Source organism: Lacticaseibacillus hegangensis, from assembly GCF_003946465.1.
Lineage (GTDB): Bacteria > Bacillota > Bacilli > Lactobacillales > Lactobacillaceae > Lacticaseibacillus > Lacticaseibacillus hegangensis.
This window is the reverse complement of the sequence record NZ_RHOL01000021.1, coordinates 1-15,638: the sequence shown is the minus strand read 5'-3', so window position 1 is coordinate 15,638 and position 15,638 is coordinate 1. Positions and strand designations below refer to the sequence as shown.

Annotated in this window: 18 protein-coding genes and 4 tRNA genes; 9 read left to right on the top strand and 13 right to left on the bottom strand. The window is 55.5% G+C overall.

The window, feature by feature from the left end; translation table 11 throughout:
- Nucleotides 1-4 precede the first annotated feature (4 nt).
- From manA to EKM86_RS07670, 7 genes are all read right to left on the bottom strand, one after another.
- Nucleotides 5-976: a mannose-6-phosphate isomerase, class I gene (gene manA, locus EKM86_RS07700; protein ID WP_125756715.1), complete on the bottom strand. Its 972-nt coding sequence runs from the start codon at nucleotides 974-976 to the stop codon at nucleotides 5-7.
- 68 nt (nucleotides 977-1,044) lie between these two features.
- The gene (locus EKM86_RS07695) at nucleotides 1,045-2,028 is read right to left on the bottom strand and encodes a serine hydrolase domain-containing protein (protein WP_125756713.1); all 984 of its coding nucleotides are present in this window, start codon (nucleotides 2,026-2,028) and stop codon (nucleotides 1,045-1,047) included.
- A 69-nt stretch (nucleotides 2,029-2,097) separates the two neighbouring features.
- On the bottom strand, nucleotides 2,098-2,952 hold the full coding sequence (locus tag EKM86_RS07690; RefSeq protein WP_125756711.1) for a VOC family protein: 855 nt from the start codon (nucleotides 2,950-2,952) through the stop codon (nucleotides 2,098-2,100).
- Nucleotides 2,953-3,080: 128 nt separating this feature from the next.
- The gene (locus tag EKM86_RS07685; protein WP_125756709.1) at nucleotides 3,081-4,964 is read right to left on the bottom strand and encodes an ABC transporter ATP-binding protein; all 1,884 of its coding nucleotides are present in this window, start codon (nucleotides 4,962-4,964) and stop codon (nucleotides 3,081-3,083) included.
- Nucleotides 4,964-6,694, bottom strand: a complete 1,731-nt coding sequence (locus tag EKM86_RS07680) for an ABC transporter ATP-binding protein (RefSeq protein ID WP_125756707.1) — start codon at nucleotides 6,692-6,694, stop codon at nucleotides 4,964-4,966. The genes EKM86_RS07685 and EKM86_RS07680 overlap by 1 nt, the downstream gene beginning before the upstream one ends.
- Nucleotides 6,687-7,349 (bottom strand): TetR/AcrR family transcriptional regulator, encoded by a 663-nt coding sequence (locus EKM86_RS07675; RefSeq protein WP_125756705.1) that lies wholly within the window; start codon nucleotides 7,347-7,349, stop codon nucleotides 6,687-6,689. The genes EKM86_RS07680 and EKM86_RS07675 overlap by 8 nt, the downstream gene beginning before the upstream one ends.
- Nucleotides 7,350-7,508: 159 nt before the next feature.
- The gene (locus EKM86_RS07670) at nucleotides 7,509-8,210 is read right to left on the bottom strand and encodes a histidine phosphatase family protein (protein WP_125756703.1); all 702 of its coding nucleotides are present in this window, start codon (nucleotides 8,208-8,210) and stop codon (nucleotides 7,509-7,511) included.
- Between the two features lie 89 nt (nucleotides 8,211-8,299).
- Between EKM86_RS07670 and EKM86_RS07665 the strand changes: the two genes are divergently transcribed.
- Nucleotides 8,300-8,620 (top strand): hypothetical protein, encoded by a 321-nt coding sequence (locus EKM86_RS07665; RefSeq protein WP_125756701.1) that lies wholly within the window; start codon nucleotides 8,300-8,302, stop codon nucleotides 8,618-8,620.
- On the top strand, nucleotides 8,613-8,798 hold the full coding sequence (locus EKM86_RS07660; protein ID WP_125756699.1) for a hypothetical protein: 186 nt from the start codon (nucleotides 8,613-8,615) through the stop codon (nucleotides 8,796-8,798). Before EKM86_RS07665 ends, EKM86_RS07660 begins: the two co-directional genes overlap by 8 nt.
- Nucleotides 8,799-8,823: 25 nt before the next feature.
- On the opposite strand, the gene EKM86_RS07655 is transcribed toward EKM86_RS07660, so the two are convergent.
- Nucleotides 8,824-9,021 carry a hypothetical protein gene (locus tag EKM86_RS07655; RefSeq protein WP_125756697.1) on the bottom strand — a complete coding sequence of 66 codons (198 nt, stop codon included), beginning with the start codon at nucleotides 9,019-9,021 and terminating at the stop codon, nucleotides 8,824-8,826.
- Nucleotides 9,022-9,118: 97 nt separating this feature from the next.
- Here EKM86_RS07655 and EKM86_RS07650 point away from each other — a divergent pair, with 97 nt between their 5' ends.
- Nucleotides 9,119-9,454, top strand: coding sequence for an ASCH domain-containing protein (locus EKM86_RS07650; RefSeq protein WP_125756695.1), 336 nt, complete (start codon nucleotides 9,119-9,121; stop codon nucleotides 9,452-9,454).
- Between the two features lie 28 nt (nucleotides 9,455-9,482).
- Here the strand turns inward: EKM86_RS07650 and EKM86_RS07645 are convergent, their stop codons facing one another.
- From EKM86_RS07645 to EKM86_RS07630, 4 genes are all read right to left on the bottom strand, one after another.
- Nucleotides 9,483-10,553, bottom strand: coding sequence for an FAD:protein FMN transferase (locus EKM86_RS07645; protein ID WP_379909598.1), 1,071 nt, complete (start codon nucleotides 10,551-10,553; stop codon nucleotides 9,483-9,485).
- Nucleotides 10,554-10,649: 96 nt separating this feature from the next.
- Nucleotides 10,650-10,720: transfer RNA gene (locus EKM86_RS07640), tRNA-Gln, on the bottom strand.
- A gap of 103 nt (nucleotides 10,721-10,823) precedes the next feature.
- Nucleotides 10,824-10,894 (bottom strand) — tRNA-Gln (locus EKM86_RS07635).
- Between the two features lie 103 nt (nucleotides 10,895-10,997).
- Nucleotides 10,998-11,068 (bottom strand) — tRNA-Gln (locus tag EKM86_RS07630).
- A 172-nt stretch (nucleotides 11,069-11,240) separates the two neighbouring features.
- Between EKM86_RS07630 and EKM86_RS07625 the strand changes: the two genes are divergently transcribed.
- The 5 genes from EKM86_RS07625 (at nucleotide 11,241) to EKM86_RS07605 (ending at nucleotide 14,857) form a co-directional block, all read left to right on the top strand.
- Entirely contained in the window at nucleotides 11,241-12,674 is a 1,434-nt protein-coding gene (locus EKM86_RS07625; RefSeq protein WP_125756691.1) for a C69 family dipeptidase, read from the top strand.
- 80 nt (nucleotides 12,675-12,754) lie between these two features.
- Nucleotides 12,755-13,246, top strand: a complete 492-nt coding sequence (locus EKM86_RS07620) for an AAA family ATPase (RefSeq protein WP_164506213.1) — start codon at nucleotides 12,755-12,757, stop codon at nucleotides 13,244-13,246.
- Entirely contained in the window at nucleotides 13,239-13,889 is a 651-nt protein-coding gene (locus EKM86_RS07615; RefSeq protein WP_125756687.1) for a TMEM175 family protein, read from the top strand. The genes EKM86_RS07620 and EKM86_RS07615 overlap by 8 nt, the downstream gene beginning before the upstream one ends.
- A gap of 46 nt (nucleotides 13,890-13,935) precedes the next feature.
- Entirely contained in the window at nucleotides 13,936-14,466 is a 531-nt protein-coding gene (locus EKM86_RS07610) for a hypothetical protein (protein WP_225419382.1), read from the top strand.
- A gap of 40 nt (nucleotides 14,467-14,506) precedes the next feature.
- A complete protein-coding gene (locus EKM86_RS07605) occupies nucleotides 14,507-14,857 on the top strand; it encodes a hypothetical protein (protein ID WP_125756685.1) in 351 nt (116 codons plus the stop codon).
- A gap of 128 nt (nucleotides 14,858-14,985) precedes the next feature.
- Here the strand turns inward: EKM86_RS07605 and EKM86_RS07600 are convergent.
- Nucleotides 14,986-15,057 (bottom strand) — tRNA-Glu (locus EKM86_RS07600).
- A 146-nt stretch (nucleotides 15,058-15,203) separates the two neighbouring features.
- Here EKM86_RS07600 and EKM86_RS07595 point away from each other — a divergent pair.
- Nucleotides 15,204-15,536: a DsrE family protein gene (locus EKM86_RS07595; protein WP_164506212.1), complete on the top strand. Its 333-nt coding sequence runs from the start codon at nucleotides 15,204-15,206 to the stop codon at nucleotides 15,534-15,536.
- The last annotated feature ends 102 nt before the right edge of the window (nucleotides 15,537-15,638 follow it).

Genomic DNA, 15,638 nt, shown 5'->3' with positions numbered 1-15,638 from the left:
GCAATTATTCTTCTTCGCCCGGGGTGGAAGTGATCATCATCATCTTGCCGGTAAAGGTCCAAGACTTGATCTGGTTGGGAATGATGAAGTGGGTGCCCTTCTTGATCGGGTAGGACTGACCATCCGCTTCGATCGTCCCTTCACCGTCCAGCACAGAAACCAGGGTGTAAGGCGCCGTTGGGGTCTGGGTCAGCTTGCCATCCAAGTCGATCTTGTAAACGGAGAAGAACTTGGAGAGCGGCGCGGTGACAAACGTGGTGATCGTCGCGTCGTCCTTTTGCTCGCTGGTGATGTTGAGTTTCGGATCCTGGCTCGGCACGGTGGTGGTGTCAATGCTCTGCTGCAGGTGCAGTTCGCGCTTCTTGCCATCCTTGCCCACGCGGTCGTAATCGTACAGACGGTAGGTGGTGTCTGAGCTCTGCTGCGTCTCCAGCACCATGATGCCCTTGTTCAGCGCGTGAATGGTGCCACTTGGAACGTAGACAAAGTCGCCAGTTTTGACCGGCACCTTGCGCAAAAGTTTATCCCACTCGCCCTTGTGGATCATGTCAGCGAGCTCTTCGCGGGTCTTGGCGTGGTGGCCGTAAATCAGGTACGAGCCTGGTTCGGCAGAAATGACGTACCAGCATTCCGTCTTGCCGAGCTCGCCTGGGCGCTCGTGTGCCGCAGCGTAAGCATCATCCGGGTGGACTTGGACCGACAGGCTGTCGTTGGCGTCCAGGATCTTCGTCAGCAGCGGGAAGACCTTGGCCTTTTGATGGCCAAAGTAGTCCTGGTCTTCTTTCCACGCGACGTCGAGGGTCTTACCCTTCAGCGGGCCGTTAGCGATCACGTCAGGGCCGTTCGGATGCGCCGAAATGGCCCACAGCTCGCCGATCTTGCCATCCGGGATCTTGTAGCCAAACTCGGTTTCAAGCTTGCGCCCGCCCCAGATCTTTTCGTGAAATACGGGTTCTAGAAAAATTGGTTCCGTCAATGAAATTTCCTCCCCATTACATTTCTATCAATGCATTTATCGAATCCAGTTTAACACAGCGGCCGCCGTCATGAATGCGCCGCCATGAAATTCGCGACTAATTCGTCGCGCACGGTCAAAAACGCCAAGTTGGGCTGTGGGTGCACCCGGTTGGCCAACACGATCAGCGCCTCTTTTAGCTGCGGCTGAATCAGCCAGAACGTGCCGGTGTACCCGGTGTGATACAGCCAAAGCCGATGGCAGGCGTCCTCACGCAGGTCCCAGCCCAAACTGCGGCCGAGATGATTGGTGGTTTCGTCCTGCAAAATAGTCGCAAACGCGCGCGGCCAGGCGGCACTTTGACGCTGGCCAAACGCAAATTCAGTGAACCGGATCAAGTCATCCAGGCTGGCAAACAGGCCCGCTGAGCCGCTGTGCTCGCGGAGAATCGCGGCCTTGGGATCGTGCACGAGGCCTTGGCGCAAGCCGGCCTCAGGAGAATAAGTCGTCGGCACGCAGCGGCTGGGTGCGGGGCTGAAGGTCGCAGCCGTCAGCCCCAGGGGCGTCAGCACGCGCTGCTGAATCAGCGGCTGAATCGGCGCCTGGTAAATATTTTCCAGCGCCCAGCCGACTAAAAGCAAGTTCACATCGCGATAAACGACCTCTCGATCGCATTCGGTCGTCACCCTCAGCTGCGAGATCAGCGCCTGGCGCAGGGCCTTGGGCGAGAGTTCATCGCGGTGCGGAATGTAACCTTCTAGCCCCGAGGTGTGCGTGAGCGCCTGCCGGAAGGTCGTCGGCTGGTGAAATTCGGGCAGATACCGCCGGATTGGGTCATCAACGGCGACTCGCCCTTCGTCTACCGCCTGCAAAAAGACTGTCGTGGTGCCAATCACCTTGGTCAAAGACGCCAGGTCATAGAGTGCGCCCGACCTCAGCTGGGTGCGAGCCGGGACCCAGGTGGCCTCGCCTGCCACCATCAAAGTCTGAACGCCGCCATGCAGCCACGCGGCGCTTACCCCTGGCGCGGTTTGCTTTTCAATAATTGCCGATACTGCCTTCATTACGTCCATCAGTCCGCCTCCAATACGCCCTAGTATACCGCGCCTAACAAAAAGCCGACCAGTGTTGGTCGACTGTCGTCACGCGATTGAAAACCAGAGCGTCAGGTGATTCGGGCCATCGATCATCAGGTAATCATTGGCGGCATCGTACTTGAAATCCGTCCACCCGCGTGTTTGAAGGTTGAGCTTAAGCAGATTCATCATGCTGTGATTAGGAATGATCACACTGACATAATGGGCCCCGACAGCCTTGGCCGGCCTTGGTCCAATCGCGCTTTTGATGACCTCAATGCCAAAATGCATGGTGTTGTCGCCAATCGTCAGATAAGCCCAGCTGGCCGTTTTCTGTTGCAAGATAAACCCCAGCGTGTGTTGGACATGATCGACCGTTTCATCCAGCACCGGCGTTTCCACCACCAGCCGCCCGATGAACATCGGCGGCGGCAAAATTGGGGCGCGCGCAGGCGGCTTTGGCAAACGGGGCGAGGGCATGGGCTTGCCCGCCGCGTCTGTAAAATTGTACCCGTGCCCAACCACCAGGCGCGGCCCTTCATCGTACTCAAGAATGACCCCGGTCCCTTCCGGATCAGTCAACCGCACGCCGCGGCTAAAGCCCGTTTTAAACCACCCGCTGACCGGCACGCCCTGGGCCTTAAGCCACGCCACTTGCTTGAGCACCACCGGCAGCGTCGGCACAGACAGCGCAAAGGCACTGAGGCCCGCAGTCGGCTTACTCGCCATGGTGCCGCCGTCTTCCAGCAGTAACAGCACCCGATGATTGGCCTGAAGCCCCAGCAGCACCTGGTGGCGGCCGTCCTGCAAGATCTCCAGGCCCAACATTTTCACGTACCACGTCCGCATCACGCTCAGATCGTGCACTCGCAGCGCCACAAAGCCAATACGCGACGAGGGATTCAGCATCATCTGTGTCATCTGCTCACCTCCTGCCGATTTGGTTTATAGCATAAGCGAGTTTGCCAAAAAGGGCACGGATTTTGACTCGCAGCAAAAAACTCCCACCAAGCGGCTTGTTCGCTTGGTGGGAGTTATTCGTCCCTCATTTAAATTGTGGTACTGCCACTAAACTGACTGTTATACAGGTCAGCATAGAAGCCATTTTTCGCCATCAAGGTGTCGTGGTTACCAGTCTCAACAATCGAGCCGTGGTTCATCACGATAATGTTGTCGGCATCGCGAATCGTCGACAGCCGGTGGGCGACCACGAAGCTGGTGCGGCCCTTCAGCAGGCGACTCATCGCGTGCTGAATGTGCACTTCGGTCCGTGTATCAACCGAACTGGTGGCTTCATCAAGGATCAGGATCTCAGGATCGGCCACAAACGCCCGGGCAATGGTCAATAGCTGCCGTTGTCCTTGCGAAATGTTGGACGCGGATTCGTTCAAAACCGTGTCGTAGCCCTTTGGCAGCTGGCGAACAAAGCTGTCCACATGGGCCGCCTTAGCCGCATTGAGAATCTCTTCGTCAGTCGCGTCTTCGCGGCCGTACTTCAGGTTGTCCCAAATGGTGCCGGTGAAGAGCCAGGTGTCTTGCAGGACCATCGCGTAGTGCTTGCGGACATCCTCGCGCGTCATGTCACGAATGTCTGTGCCCCACATCCGAATGGAACCACCGCTCACATCGTAGAAGCGCTCGAGCATGTTGATGACCGTGGTCTTGCCGGCCCCGGTCGGCCCCACAATGGCGATCATCTGGCCCGGCTCAACGGTCAAGTTGTAATCTTTCATCAGAATTGGGCTGTTTTGGTAGCCAAACTTGACGTGATCCATGACCAGCGGGTGCTTGTCGCCTTCGATTGGCGTCACGCCAGACTCAATGTCTTCCATCTCTGGCTCGTCGATGACCTCAAAGACACGCTCAGCCGAAGCAATCGTGTTTTGAATGGTGTTGGCCAAGTTGGCCAATTGCGAAATTGGCTGGGAGAACTGCTGGGTGTACTGCAGGAAAGCCTGCACGTTCCCCAGGGTGACTGTCCCGTTAGAAACCGAGATGCCCCCGAAGATCGCCACAAACACGTACCCGAGGTTATTCAGGAACGTCATCAGCGGCATGATTATCCCAGAGACAAACTGCGCTTTCCAGGCCGAATCATAAAACGCCTGATTTTCCACTTCGAAGGCCTTCATCGCGTCTTCTTCGCGGTTGAACGACTTCACAATGACTTGGCCGGCGTAATTTTCTTCGACATAGTTGTTGAGCAGCCCAAGGGCCTTCTGCTGGCCGGCAAAATACTTCTGCGAACGCGGCGCAACAATGCCCACGATGACCAGACTCAGCGGGATCGTGACGAGCGCGATCAGCGTCAGCTTCCAGGAGATCGTCAGCATCATCCACAAGGTCCCAATGAACGTGAAGGTACTGGTGACCAGCTGGGTCAGACTCTGCTGCAGCGTCGAGGCGATGTTATCCATGTCGTTGATGGCACGGGACATGATATCCCCATTGCTGTGAGTGTCGTAGTAATTGATTGGCAGCCGCTGCATCTTGGCCTTGAGCTCCTTGCGCAGGTCGTAAACCGTGCGCTGAGAAATGCGGGTCATGATGAACTGCTGCATGAACGAGAACAGTGCCGACGCCAGGTACATGAAGATCACGAGGATCATGATGTCCTTGATCTTGTCAAAATTGATTGGGAACTGGCTCATCGGGATGCCCGCTTTTTGCTGCGCGACCCCTTTCATGTAGCCTTTAAAGATTTCCGTGGTCGCTTCCCCTAAAATCTTGGGCGTGCGGATCTGGAAAATCGTGGAGGCGATGGCAAAGAGCATGACCACCACAATCCCAATCAAGCGGGATTTCATATAACCAAACAGGCGGAAGGTGGTGCCCCAGAAATTCTTCGGCTTTTCGACCACGCCGCCGCGAGCGCCTGGTCCATGACCGCCGCCTGCTGGCCTGGTTGAAGTTGTGCGATTCGTTTCAGCCATTATTTTTCATCCCCTTCGCGAATTTGTGAGTTAACAATTTCCCGGTAAGTCTCGTTGTTGGCCTTCAGCTCGGCGTGCTTGCCGCGACCAACCATCTGGCCGTTGTCCAGCACGACGATCGTGTCGGCATCGGCAACCGTCGACACCCGCTGACCAACAATGACGACAACGCGCTGCGAAATCTTTTCGTCGTCCTTGAGCGCCTGCCGCAGCTCGGCGTCCGTCTTGAAGTCCAACGCGGAAAACGAATCATCGAAGACGTAAACTGCCGCGTCTTTGATCAGCGCTCGCGCAATCGCTAAACGCTGCTTTTGGCCACCAGAGAAGTTATCCCCGCCCTGTTCGACTTTGTAGTCCAACCCTTCCGGATTGGCCGCGATAAAGTCTTTGGCCTGGGCCACTTCCAGCGCGTGCCAGATCTCCTCGTCCGTCGCGTCATCGTTGCCGTACTGCATGTTGGAACGGACCGTCCCGGAAAAGAGGTTGGCCTTTTGCGGCACAAACGCAATTTTGCGGTGCAGTTCGGCCAGATCCACGTCCTTGACGTTCATTCCGTTCACTTTGACTGCCCCTTCTTCCACGTCATAGAACCGCGGAATCAGGTTAACCAAAGTACTTTTACCAGAACCGGTACCGCCAATAATGGCTAGTGTCTGGCCGGCCTTCATATCGAAATCAACGCCTTGCAGCGCCGGCTCCTCGGCCCCGTGGTAACGAAACTGCACGTGGTCAAACTGAAGCTCAGGAGTGGTCTCCGCAAAAGGTGTTGGGTTGGCCGGCGACTTGACCGTCGTCGTTTGGTCCAGCACTTCATTGATCCGGACCGCAGAAGCCTGCGCCCGGGGAATGAAGACGAAGATCATCGACAGCATCATGAAGCTCATCAGGATCTGCATCGCGTAGGTAATGAACGCGATCAGGTTCCCAGTTTGCATCGCTTGGGCGGCAATTAGATGGCCGCCCCACCAGTCGATGGCAATGTTGGTCCCGGACATGATCAGCGTCATGACCGGCATCATCATCGCCATGATGGAAAAGACCTTCACGGCGTTGTTGGTGTAATCCTGGTTGACCCCTTCAAACCGGTCCTGTTCGAATTGGTCCTGCCGAAACGCCCGGATGACCCGGACCCCGGTCAGGCCTTCACGAAAGACCAGGTTGATGTTATCGGTTTTTTGCTGCATGCCGCGGAACAGCGGTACGGCAAACTTCATCACAATCCCGATGAAAATCGCCATGATTGGCAGCACCACCAGAAAAATCAACGTCAGGGTGTGGTTCTTCTGGTAAGCCAGGAAACTCGCGCCGATCAGCATGATTGGCGCCATGATCATCATGCGCAAGATCATGACCCAGACGTTTTGAATCTGCGTCACGTCGTTGGTGGTTCGGGTGATCAGACTGCTGGTCCCAATTTGGTCCATTTCATCATGGGAGTAGTTGATGACCTTGCGATAAACGTCAGAGCGAATGCGCTGGCCCAGCTTCTGGGACACGCGCGCCGCCAGAAAGACGTTGCAGATGGCGGCTAAGGCACTGACGACCGCAAAGGCGATCATTTTGAACCCTTCCTGCCAGATGTAGTTAATGTTGCCGGTGGCGACCCCGTTGTTGACGATGTCGGCAGTCAAGTTAGGCAGGTAGAGGCTGGTGATGACCTGAATGATCATGAACACCACCGCCCCGGTGATCTGCGCGGCTGACACCCGGCCTTTGGCTAATTTAATCATGTACTTCCTCCTCTGCTATCGCGACGCCGTACTGGAGCCAGTCCAGCATCTTTGCCATTCGCGCCTTCAGAGCGGTCGTGGTCACGTTCTCGCCGTTTTTGCGGCGGCTGTAATAATAACCGATGGATTGCATAAAGACCCACATCACCTGCCGAAACAGCATCGCGACGTCCTCGTCGGATTTGACCTTCAGCTTGCTGCGATCGAGGTGGTCCAGCGTGTAGTCAAGAAACACTTTTTTATGCGGCTGCGCGGGTGCCGTCTTTTTGGGCATCGAGCTAAAATGTGCCGCGTTATGGAAGTCCATATACAAAAAGACGTTGGCATAAAACTCGCGGTGCGGCCCCTTCAGCAGCTTCTCGACGGCCTTGTCAAAGAAATCTGCCGCCATGCCAAACAAATCCCCGTCATGGGCTTGCATGACCTGCTTGTACAGGTCTTCAGTCTGCGTGCGGGTGCGGTCCAGCAAATAAAAAAAGATGTCGCTTTTATCTTCAAAATACTGGTAAAAACTGCCGCGCGGAATGCCGGCGTCCTTGATGATGTTCGAGATACTCGCGTCTTGGAACGACGCGCGAGAGAACTCATCATAGGCCGCCTTGATCAGCCGTTTGCGTTTCGGTTCCGCCAGCCGGAAAAATGTTGGTTTTGGCATACGGACTCCTTTCTCAAAAATGACATTATGTCATGTGACAACTTGTCATTATACGCGCTCCCGGTCAAAAAACAACCGTGATTTGACTCGTTTTCAGAAAATATTGGCAAAAAAACGCTCCACGGTCGCAGCACGCGCGATCGCGGAGCGGAGCAGAGGTTAAGCATGATCTGCGGGCAGTGCCGCCGGCCCGGCAAGCGCCAGAATCTGCTTTGGGGCGGTCAGGTTAACACCGCGCACCACCCACTGGTCGCCGGTCACATCAACCCGCGTGACAGACGTGTTTTTGAGCAGCGTCACCGGCAGCTGGTCTGGGGCCAGCTCGTAAATCAGCGCACTCAAACTAACACCGTGGGCCACAATCAACACATTGCTCTCAGGCTGATTGGCGGCGACAATTTCGGCGAAGGCTTGACGAACGCGGGCAATCAGCTCATCAAGTGTTTCCGCTTGGCCGGTGTCATCCATGGCGTGAAAGTTGCGCACCAGCGTGCGAAACTGCGGGGCATCCAGCCACATTTTGGCAAAGGCGCGCACGCCAAAGCGTTTCGTCGTTTTGCGCATCAATTTCATGTTGCTCATGCCTTCGTTGCCACCGAAGTAGTATTCGCGCAGCCCGGCCTTTTCCTGAAGCGCCGGCGCGTCCGCATGCTCCGCGAGGATCGCCTTGGCCGTTTCAATGGCGCGCCTGCGATCAGAGCTGTACGCTGCATCAAAGTGAATCGGCTTGAGCAGGTCACCCAGGGCCGCGGCGGCCTCCTCGCCTTTGGCAGTCAGCTTCGCATCAGTTACGCCTTGCAGCTTCTGGGCCCGGTTCATCTCGGTTTCACCGTGCCGCACCAGGTACAAATGAACGGTCATCTGAAGGCCCCCTTTCTATACTTTCCACTAGTTCCATGTTATCATATTCGGCAGTAATTCCACTCAGGCTGAAGACGGAGGTAGCTGGTTTGGACCTGGCAACGCAAGTGCTCACATACATCAATACACATCCGCAGCAAACCACCATCATTCGCCGCGGCTACCAAAACACGATTGGCTTCCGGCTCAAAGACACGCTGATTTTTCCCGGCCTGCACGAATGGTTCCCGGAAAATCGGCTGAATGCCTTCCCGCTGCCAAGCGAGTTCCTGTCGCATCACCGCCGCTTGGTGCATTGGCTGGCCGAAGTGATCGATCCGGACGAGCCGCCTGAGCCCAAGGCGATCTGGCTGACTTTCAGCCACGTGACTGCCGCCAAATTCCTGTACGTTGAGGTCTCCTTTGAATAAGCAGATTGCGGCGCTGCGCACGCGCTCCGTGCAGGCAGCGATTATGGCGATGCTGCTTTGGGCCATGCGCGTCTTACTCAATTGGCCGTGGCTGCTGTTCGTGGTTCTGGCCGCCATTGTGTATGGGCTCTTCTGTCTCGGCTACGCGATTTTCCTGTGGACGATTGGGAAAAAATAAGATTCAGGCCACTGGGGTCTGAATCTTATTTTTTTGCCTTCTTTTTGCGCCCTAAGAAGACGTAATCGGCAAGTGAAATCAGCAGCGCGACCACAATCAAGATCTTGGTCCAAGTGGGTCCGAGCGACCCTCGCATGAGCCACACCACGATCAACAGCACTAAGGCGATGATTTGGTCGATAAACTGCTGTACGTAATGGTTCGGGTCTTGTTGATTGGCCATGACCAGCCTCCTCATTTTATCTTCAGTATTTTAGCACGGATGAACGCCCGTTGTCTGCCGCTGGCGGTATACTACAAGCAAACGGGAGGCGATTTGAATGAACATAGCGATCACACACGACCAGTTTCAGCTGATCAAAGCTGGCACCAAAACCATCGAGGTGCGGTTAAATGATGCCAAACGGCGCCAGCTGCGGCCAGGTAACCACATTACATTCACCGATTTGACCACGGGGGCAGAGCTGCGCGTGCAGGTGTCCGCCATTGATCACTTCGCCAGCTTCACGGCACTTTACACGGCTTTTCCCGGCCCTCAGGTCGGCGCGGCCGTCAATGATTCAGTGGCCAAGATGACGCAGGACACGTATCAGCACTATACCCCAGCGCAGGAACGGGCCACCGGCGTGCTGGCCATCCATATCAGTCTAAACTGAGCCGCCGGCCAAACCCGAGGCGGCAAGTTCAGGCCTTGAAATTGCCCGACCGATACTTGGTGCCCTTGACCAGTTTGAAGTCGGACTTCAACCCGTTGGTGATGTACACCTTATTGTTATTGGTGACAAAAATTGCTTCAATGTCTTGATGGCGCTTCTTGTTCATATAGGCGAGCCCACCATTCAGCCCCTTGTCAAACGCGGCATTGGACAGCGCGTCGCCGTCGACGCTTTGCTTTGACACAATGGTGACCGAGGCGAGATTATTCTCGTAGGGATACCCGGTTTTGGCGTTAAACAAGTAAATGTACTTATGGCCGTGCGACATAAGGTACTGCTCGTATGTCCCGGCGGTCACCACTGACATGTTGGCCGCGTGAATCGTGCCCAGCGGGGTGCCGCGGCTGGCCTTGGGGTCTTGAATCCCCACGGTCCACTTGCGGCCCGGGGCCTTAGGCGAGTGTCCCATGACGATGACGTTGCCACCCAGGTCAATAATGGCCGTGGTGACACCGTCTTTTTTCAGCGTCCGCCGCACTTCATCTGCGACCCAGCCCTTGGCGATCCCGCCAAAATCCAGGCGCATCCCTTTTTTCGTCAGATAAACCGTCCGCTGCTTGGCGTTGAACTGAACGTCTCGCCAGTTGACCAGGGGCAGTGCCGCGGTGATTTCCGCGGGCTTGGGAACTCGGGCGCCAGGCAGACCAATTTTCCAAAGATTGGTCACCGCCCCGATGGCCATGTCGAAGCTGCCGTTGGAATTCTCGGAAAAATACTGGGCCTTTTTCAGCAGCGGCCAAAAGTCCTTGGGCACCCGCACCGGTTTGATCCCGGCGTTGGCATTGATCTTGTCCAATACCGAGCCACTGCGGGTCAAAGTGGCCTCACTGTCGATATGACGGATTGTTTTCAGCCCGTCCTTGACCGCTCCTTGCTTGCCGCTGTCGTACACCGTGACCTTGCAGATGGTGCCCAGCGAAAACTCACTGTCCGTGTACGGATTGTTGGGCCGCAGCTTGGGCGCGGCCTGCTTCTGACCGCAGCCGGTCAGCAGCAGGCCTGCCACCCCTGCGGCCAATAACGCCGCGCAACGTTTGATTTTGATCATGCTGATCCCTTCTCACTCACAAGTCTAACCGCCGGCATCCCCGTCCTCGCCAGCATTAAAAAAGCCGGACAACGTTGTCCGGCGGGATTGGGTAGATAGGGATCGAACCTATGATTATGGATTCAGAGTCCATTGCGTTACCACTTCGCTACTACCCAATAACTTTGAGCACAAAGTCTAGTCTAAAAAAACCGCCTGCACTTGTCAACTAGGCTGCCGGAAAAATAAAAAAGACGCTCAGCAGCCTACTGAACGCCTTTATTGGGTAGATAGGGATCGAACCTATGATTATGGATTCAGAGTCCATTGCGTTACCACTTCGCTACTACCCAATAACTTTGAGCACAAAGTCTAGTCTAAAAAAACCGCCTGCACTTGTCAACTAGGCTGCCGGAAAAATAAAAAAGACGCTCAGCAGCCTACTGAACGCCTTTATTGGGTAGATAGGGATCGAACCTATGATTATGGATTCAGAGTCCATTGCGTTACCACTTCGCTACTACCCAATAACTTAGCAACGAGTAATATCTTACGAAAAATGCCGGCCCCTGTCAATTAAATCCGGGAAAAATTTTCTCGCCGGCTAACTTGAAGGTGACCGGGCCTGTTCGCCACTACTGCAAAGCCCGAATGTTTGGCGTACACTAGGTGTACAGTCATTAGAAATGAGGGGTAAGAATGAAAATCGAATCTGCTTGCACGTCAATCCTGGTGGGGAAAAAAGCCAGCATTGACGGCAGCACCATGATCTCGCGCAATGACGACACCTTCCAGGTGCTGGCACCGCACCGCTTCTACATGCACCCGGCCTGGCACGGCGAAAAGGGGCTGCACGTCAAGTCCCCGCTCAACGGGTTTGAAGCCGACCTGCCGGAAAACGGCTATCGCTACAACGCCGTACCAAACGTCGACACCGAACACGGCGGCGACTACGAAGAATCCGGGATCAACGAAAAGAACGTCGCGATGTCGGCGACCGAATCCACGTACGGCAACGAGCGGGCCTTGGCCTTTGATCCCCTGGTCAAAGATGGTCTGGACGAGGACCTGATCGTCAACATGACGCTGCCTTTCGTCGAAAGCGCCCGGCACGCAGTCGAATACCTCGGCCAGCTGATCAAACAATACGGCTCTCCTGCCGGTAACTCGGTCTTGTTTTCCGATAAGGATAACGTCTGGTACATGGAAATCGTCACTGGCCACCACTGGGTCGCCCAGCGCATCCCCGACGATGCCTACGCCGTCGCCGCTAACGAGGTCGCAATTCAGCAAGTCGACTTCACCGACAGCGACAATTTCATCTGGAGCGATGGCATTCAGGACTTCGTCGACCAGCATCACCTGAACCCGGACCAAAAGGGCTGGAACTTCCGCCACATTTTTGGCACGTTCAACGAAAAGGACCGCCACTACAACACACCGCGTGTGTGGTACGCGCATCACATCCTGAACCCAGAAGTCGCAGAGGAGCCGGAATCTGGCGAGCTGCCCTTCATCATGCACACTGATCACAAGATCACCCGCGAAGACATTGCCCAAATCCTTGGCTCGCACTACAACGAGACCCCGTACGATCCCTTTGCCAAGGATTCGACCGACGCGGACCGTCTCCGCTACCGGCCGATTGGCCTCAATCGCACCCAGAACTCTCACATCCTGCAGCTGAGAAACGACGTTGACTTTGGCCACGCCGCCATCATGTGGTTGAACATCGGCATCCCGACCTTCAGTCCTTACGTGCCGTTCTACTGCAACGCCGATGACACCGACCCGTCGTACTCCCAGACACCGATGACACTGGATGTCGATCAAGACTCCGCCTACTGGCTGCACCGCAGCCTGGGCATGCTGGTGGAAAGCCACTACAGCAAGTTTATCCAGCAAAACCGCGACTATCTGACCGAGCAGTACCGGCTGTATCGGGTTCACATCGCAGAAACTGACGCGGCCACCAAAGACCTGACCGGCCAGGCGCTGACCGACGCGCTGACCCAGGCCAATTACAAACTGGTCGCTGCGGTCAAGGCCGAAGCCAAGAAACAAATCGCCAGCATGCTGATGCAAGGCATGGAACTTTCCAAGCTGACGTTCAACATGGACAAAAACCTGTAATCAATACAGTCACTCGCCAATCACTGGCGAGTGTTTTTTTACCCCAATTGCGGCATACCAGTCAAAAAGGGAGTGGGAACGTGACGGCAAAACTGATTATTCTCCGCGGCAATTCTGCAAGCGGCAAGACGACCCTGGCAAACAAGCTCGCCGCAAAGCTGCCAGAAAGCCAAACCCTGGTCCTTCATCAGGACATGCTGCGACGTGACCTCCTGCACGCCAGCGACCACGAAGGCACCCTAGCAGTCCCTTTGATCAAAACACTGGCTGAGTTCGGTCGCCAACATTACCAGTACACAATCATTGAAGGTATCCTGCGCCGCGATGTGTACGGCCCAATGCTCAAGGACGTGGCGGCCACATTCGCGCCCAGCGTTTGGCAATATTATCTCGACCTGCCGTTTGAAGAAACCGCCCGGCGGGACCGGGCCAAAGCGGTTCCCTTTGGCGAAGCGACCCTCCGCAGCTGGTGGCGGGATCAGGACCAGCTGGCTGGCGACGAGGTCCTAGGTGGTCACTCGACCTCCGACCTAGCCGAACAAATTTATCGCGAGGTGATGACACATGAGTAAATCGCGGATCGACGCACTAAGCGATGGTGTTTTTGCGATTTTGCTGACGATTCTGATTCTGGAATTCCAGCCGGAAACGATTAAACCTGGATCGTTGAACCAGGTCGTGCTGCACCAAGCGCCCCTGTTTTTGATGTATCTGTTGTCTTACTTCTACGTAGGAACCAGCTGGCTTTTTCACCATGACTATTTTCAGTACGTCAAACGCACCAATCGAACCTTGAACGTCCTCAACCTGTTCGTCCTCTTCACCGTGACGCTGGTTAACTACGCGATGGTACTGCTGATTGAGGCGCTGTCCGACGGCAATACCAGCGACATCCGGCTGGCATTCATCGTGTATGATTTAGTGGCCTTGCTGATTTCACTCTCATTTTTGCTCCTGTACCGTTACTTGGAGCATCATCCCGAGCTGCAAACGGTTGAGCGCAGCGGCATCACCAGCCACTACGAGCGCATCCGGCTCGATCCCGCGCGCAGCGTCAGCATTTACCTGCTGTCCATGATCGCCACCAGCTTCTCGAACCTGGTGGCCGGCATCCTGTTGATCGCCGGCGTGGTCTTTCACTTTATCGCCTATCTTCGTTTTTCCCGCGTCGTTCACATCGCGACCAATGAAAAAACAAACAATCTTACCAAATAGCCCCGCCTGAACGTTCTATAATAGTGGATATATAAGGAGTGATTTGATGCGAGAAGCAAGACGACGGAGTCAGAAAAAACCGCGGGCCAGGCGCAAGCGCCGCTGGCCACGGGTCATCGCGATCCTGTTAGGCCTCATTGTCGTGTTAGGGGTGCTGGCGGTAGTCTTCTTTACGCCGCTGAACAACACCTACCGGAATGTTACCGGAAACGACACCCCGGCTGACAGCGCCGTGAAAGCCCAGCTGGTCAAGCAGATCGAAAAGCGTAAAACAGGTGATCCTACGACCGACGCGGTACTCGACCAAGCCGCAACCACACTGGACAACACGAAAATGAGCACCATCGTTCAGGCGGCGGGCAATCAGGATAAGTTTTCGCACCTGCTTCAATCGACCACCGGCGTGCCGGCGGCTCAGGCGAATACTGCGGCGGCCGCCGTATTTTCCACAAGTGAGTTGACCCCGCTGCGCGAAGCCGTGGCGGAAGGCAACTACGTCAAAGCCTACCAGGAATATCAGGCGTTGAGCGCAACCGCGAAGGCGCAGGCATCCAGCCTGTTGAGCACCTATAAATGAGGCGGCGAAACGCTGATTTTGGTGAAATGGAGAAATTGTGGTGACGGAAAACTTTCACAGCGCCGACGGGCGGCGGTACCGGGAGCCCAAGTTAAATCAACTGATGGCCCAATACGGCGGCCAGCCGCACATCGAGCGCAAGCAAGGAAAATATTTAACGCTGCTGATCATCGCGACAGTCGCGTTGATCCTGATGCACATCTTCTACGCCTCACTCGAGGTCGTGCCGGTGCTGTTCATGTTCGTGTTTGCTGGCCTCTACCTGCTGCGCGATGAGTACATTGTTGAACCGGGTGGCACCACAATGACCCTTTCCTTCTTTGACGTGGACATTATCAAAGGCAGACATGGCCAGCGGCCAATCGTGTTTGTGCCCAATGAGAAAGCGTAACAAATCAATCCTGCGCGGACCGCGCGGGATTTTTTTTTGCGGCCTTGTGACGTGCGCCCAGTTAAAAACTGGCGCCGCCAAACAAAAAGCCGCCAAACGCTGATGTAACAACGTTTAGCGGCATCTGATCACCCGTACGGGATTCGAACCCGTGTTTCCTGGCTGAGAACCAGGCGTCTTAACCCCTTGACTAACGGGCAATGTCTTTAAAGCACGTTTATAAGTTTACAGGATTCAGCGCGGATGTCAACCACCAAGCCGACAATTTCTAACGGCACCACCAAGCCGACAATTTCTAACGGCCGCGGGCCATTCGCGGTATAATCTCGGCAAGGAGATGACACACATGGACACGATTTTTCACCTTGACGAGGCGACCAAGTGGCCGACTGTCTTGAGCAATATCCCCAACTACTTGGCCGCGGCCAAAGAAGCGGGCGTCAGCGGCCAAGTCGAGCTGCTGATCAACGGCGCGCCGGTGGTCGACGCCACCATCGGCAGTACCATCGACCTCAAGCCACTGGTGGCCGCGGGCGTCACTGTCGCAATTTGCCACAACGCAATGGCTAGCCACCACGTTGCGGAAGCGGATCTGCAGCCAGGCTTGACCGTGGTGCCGGCCGGCGTGTTCGAATTGGCCAAAAGACAACACGAGGGGTATGCCTACATCAAGCCGTGACTAACTGGCTGACAGTTTTCACCGCACAAAATCTACTAAGCTTAGAGGCGTACACAAGACTCGACGGAGTCTGTGTACGCCTCTATTACTTTATAGTGGTAG

Excerpts from the sequence above, each read along its gene's own strand:
- EKM86_RS07695 (WP_125756713.1), bottom strand. The coding sequence starts at position 2,028 with ATGGACGTAATGAAGGCAGTATCGGCAATTATTGAAAAGCAAACCGCG.
- EKM86_RS07690 (WP_125756711.1), bottom strand. The coding sequence starts at position 2,952 with ATGACACAGATGATGCTGAATCCCTCGTCGCGTATTGGCTTTGTGGCG.
- EKM86_RS07685 (WP_125756709.1), bottom strand. The coding sequence starts at position 4,964 with ATGGCTGAAACGAATCGCACAACTTCAACCAGGCCAGCAGGCGGCGGT.
- EKM86_RS07680 (WP_125756707.1), bottom strand. The coding sequence starts at position 6,694 with ATGATTAAATTAGCCAAAGGCCGGGTGTCAGCCGCGCAGATCACCGGG.
- EKM86_RS07675 (WP_125756705.1), bottom strand. The coding sequence starts at position 7,349 with ATGCCAAAACCAACATTTTTCCGGCTGGCGGAACCGAAACGCAAACGG.
- EKM86_RS07670 (WP_125756703.1), bottom strand. The coding sequence starts at position 8,210 with ATGACCGTTCATTTGTACCTGGTGCGGCACGGTGAAACCGAGATGAAC.
- EKM86_RS07655 (WP_125756697.1), bottom strand. The coding sequence starts at position 9,021 with ATGGCCAATCAACAAGACCCGAACCATTACGTACAGCAGTTTATCGAC.
- EKM86_RS07650 (WP_125756695.1), top strand. The coding sequence starts at position 9,119 with ATGAACATAGCGATCACACACGACCAGTTTCAGCTGATCAAAGCTGGC.
- EKM86_RS07625 (WP_125756691.1), top strand. The coding sequence starts at position 11,241 with ATGAAAATCGAATCTGCTTGCACGTCAATCCTGGTGGGGAAAAAAGCC.
- EKM86_RS07615 (WP_125756687.1), top strand. The coding sequence starts at position 13,239 with ATGAGTAAATCGCGGATCGACGCACTAAGCGATGGTGTTTTTGCGATT.
- EKM86_RS07610 (WP_225419382.1), top strand. The coding sequence starts at position 13,936 with ATGCGAGAAGCAAGACGACGGAGTCAGAAAAAACCGCGGGCCAGGCGC.
- EKM86_RS07595 (WP_164506212.1), top strand. The coding sequence starts at position 15,204 with ATGGACACGATTTTTCACCTTGACGAGGCGACCAAGTGGCCGACTGTC.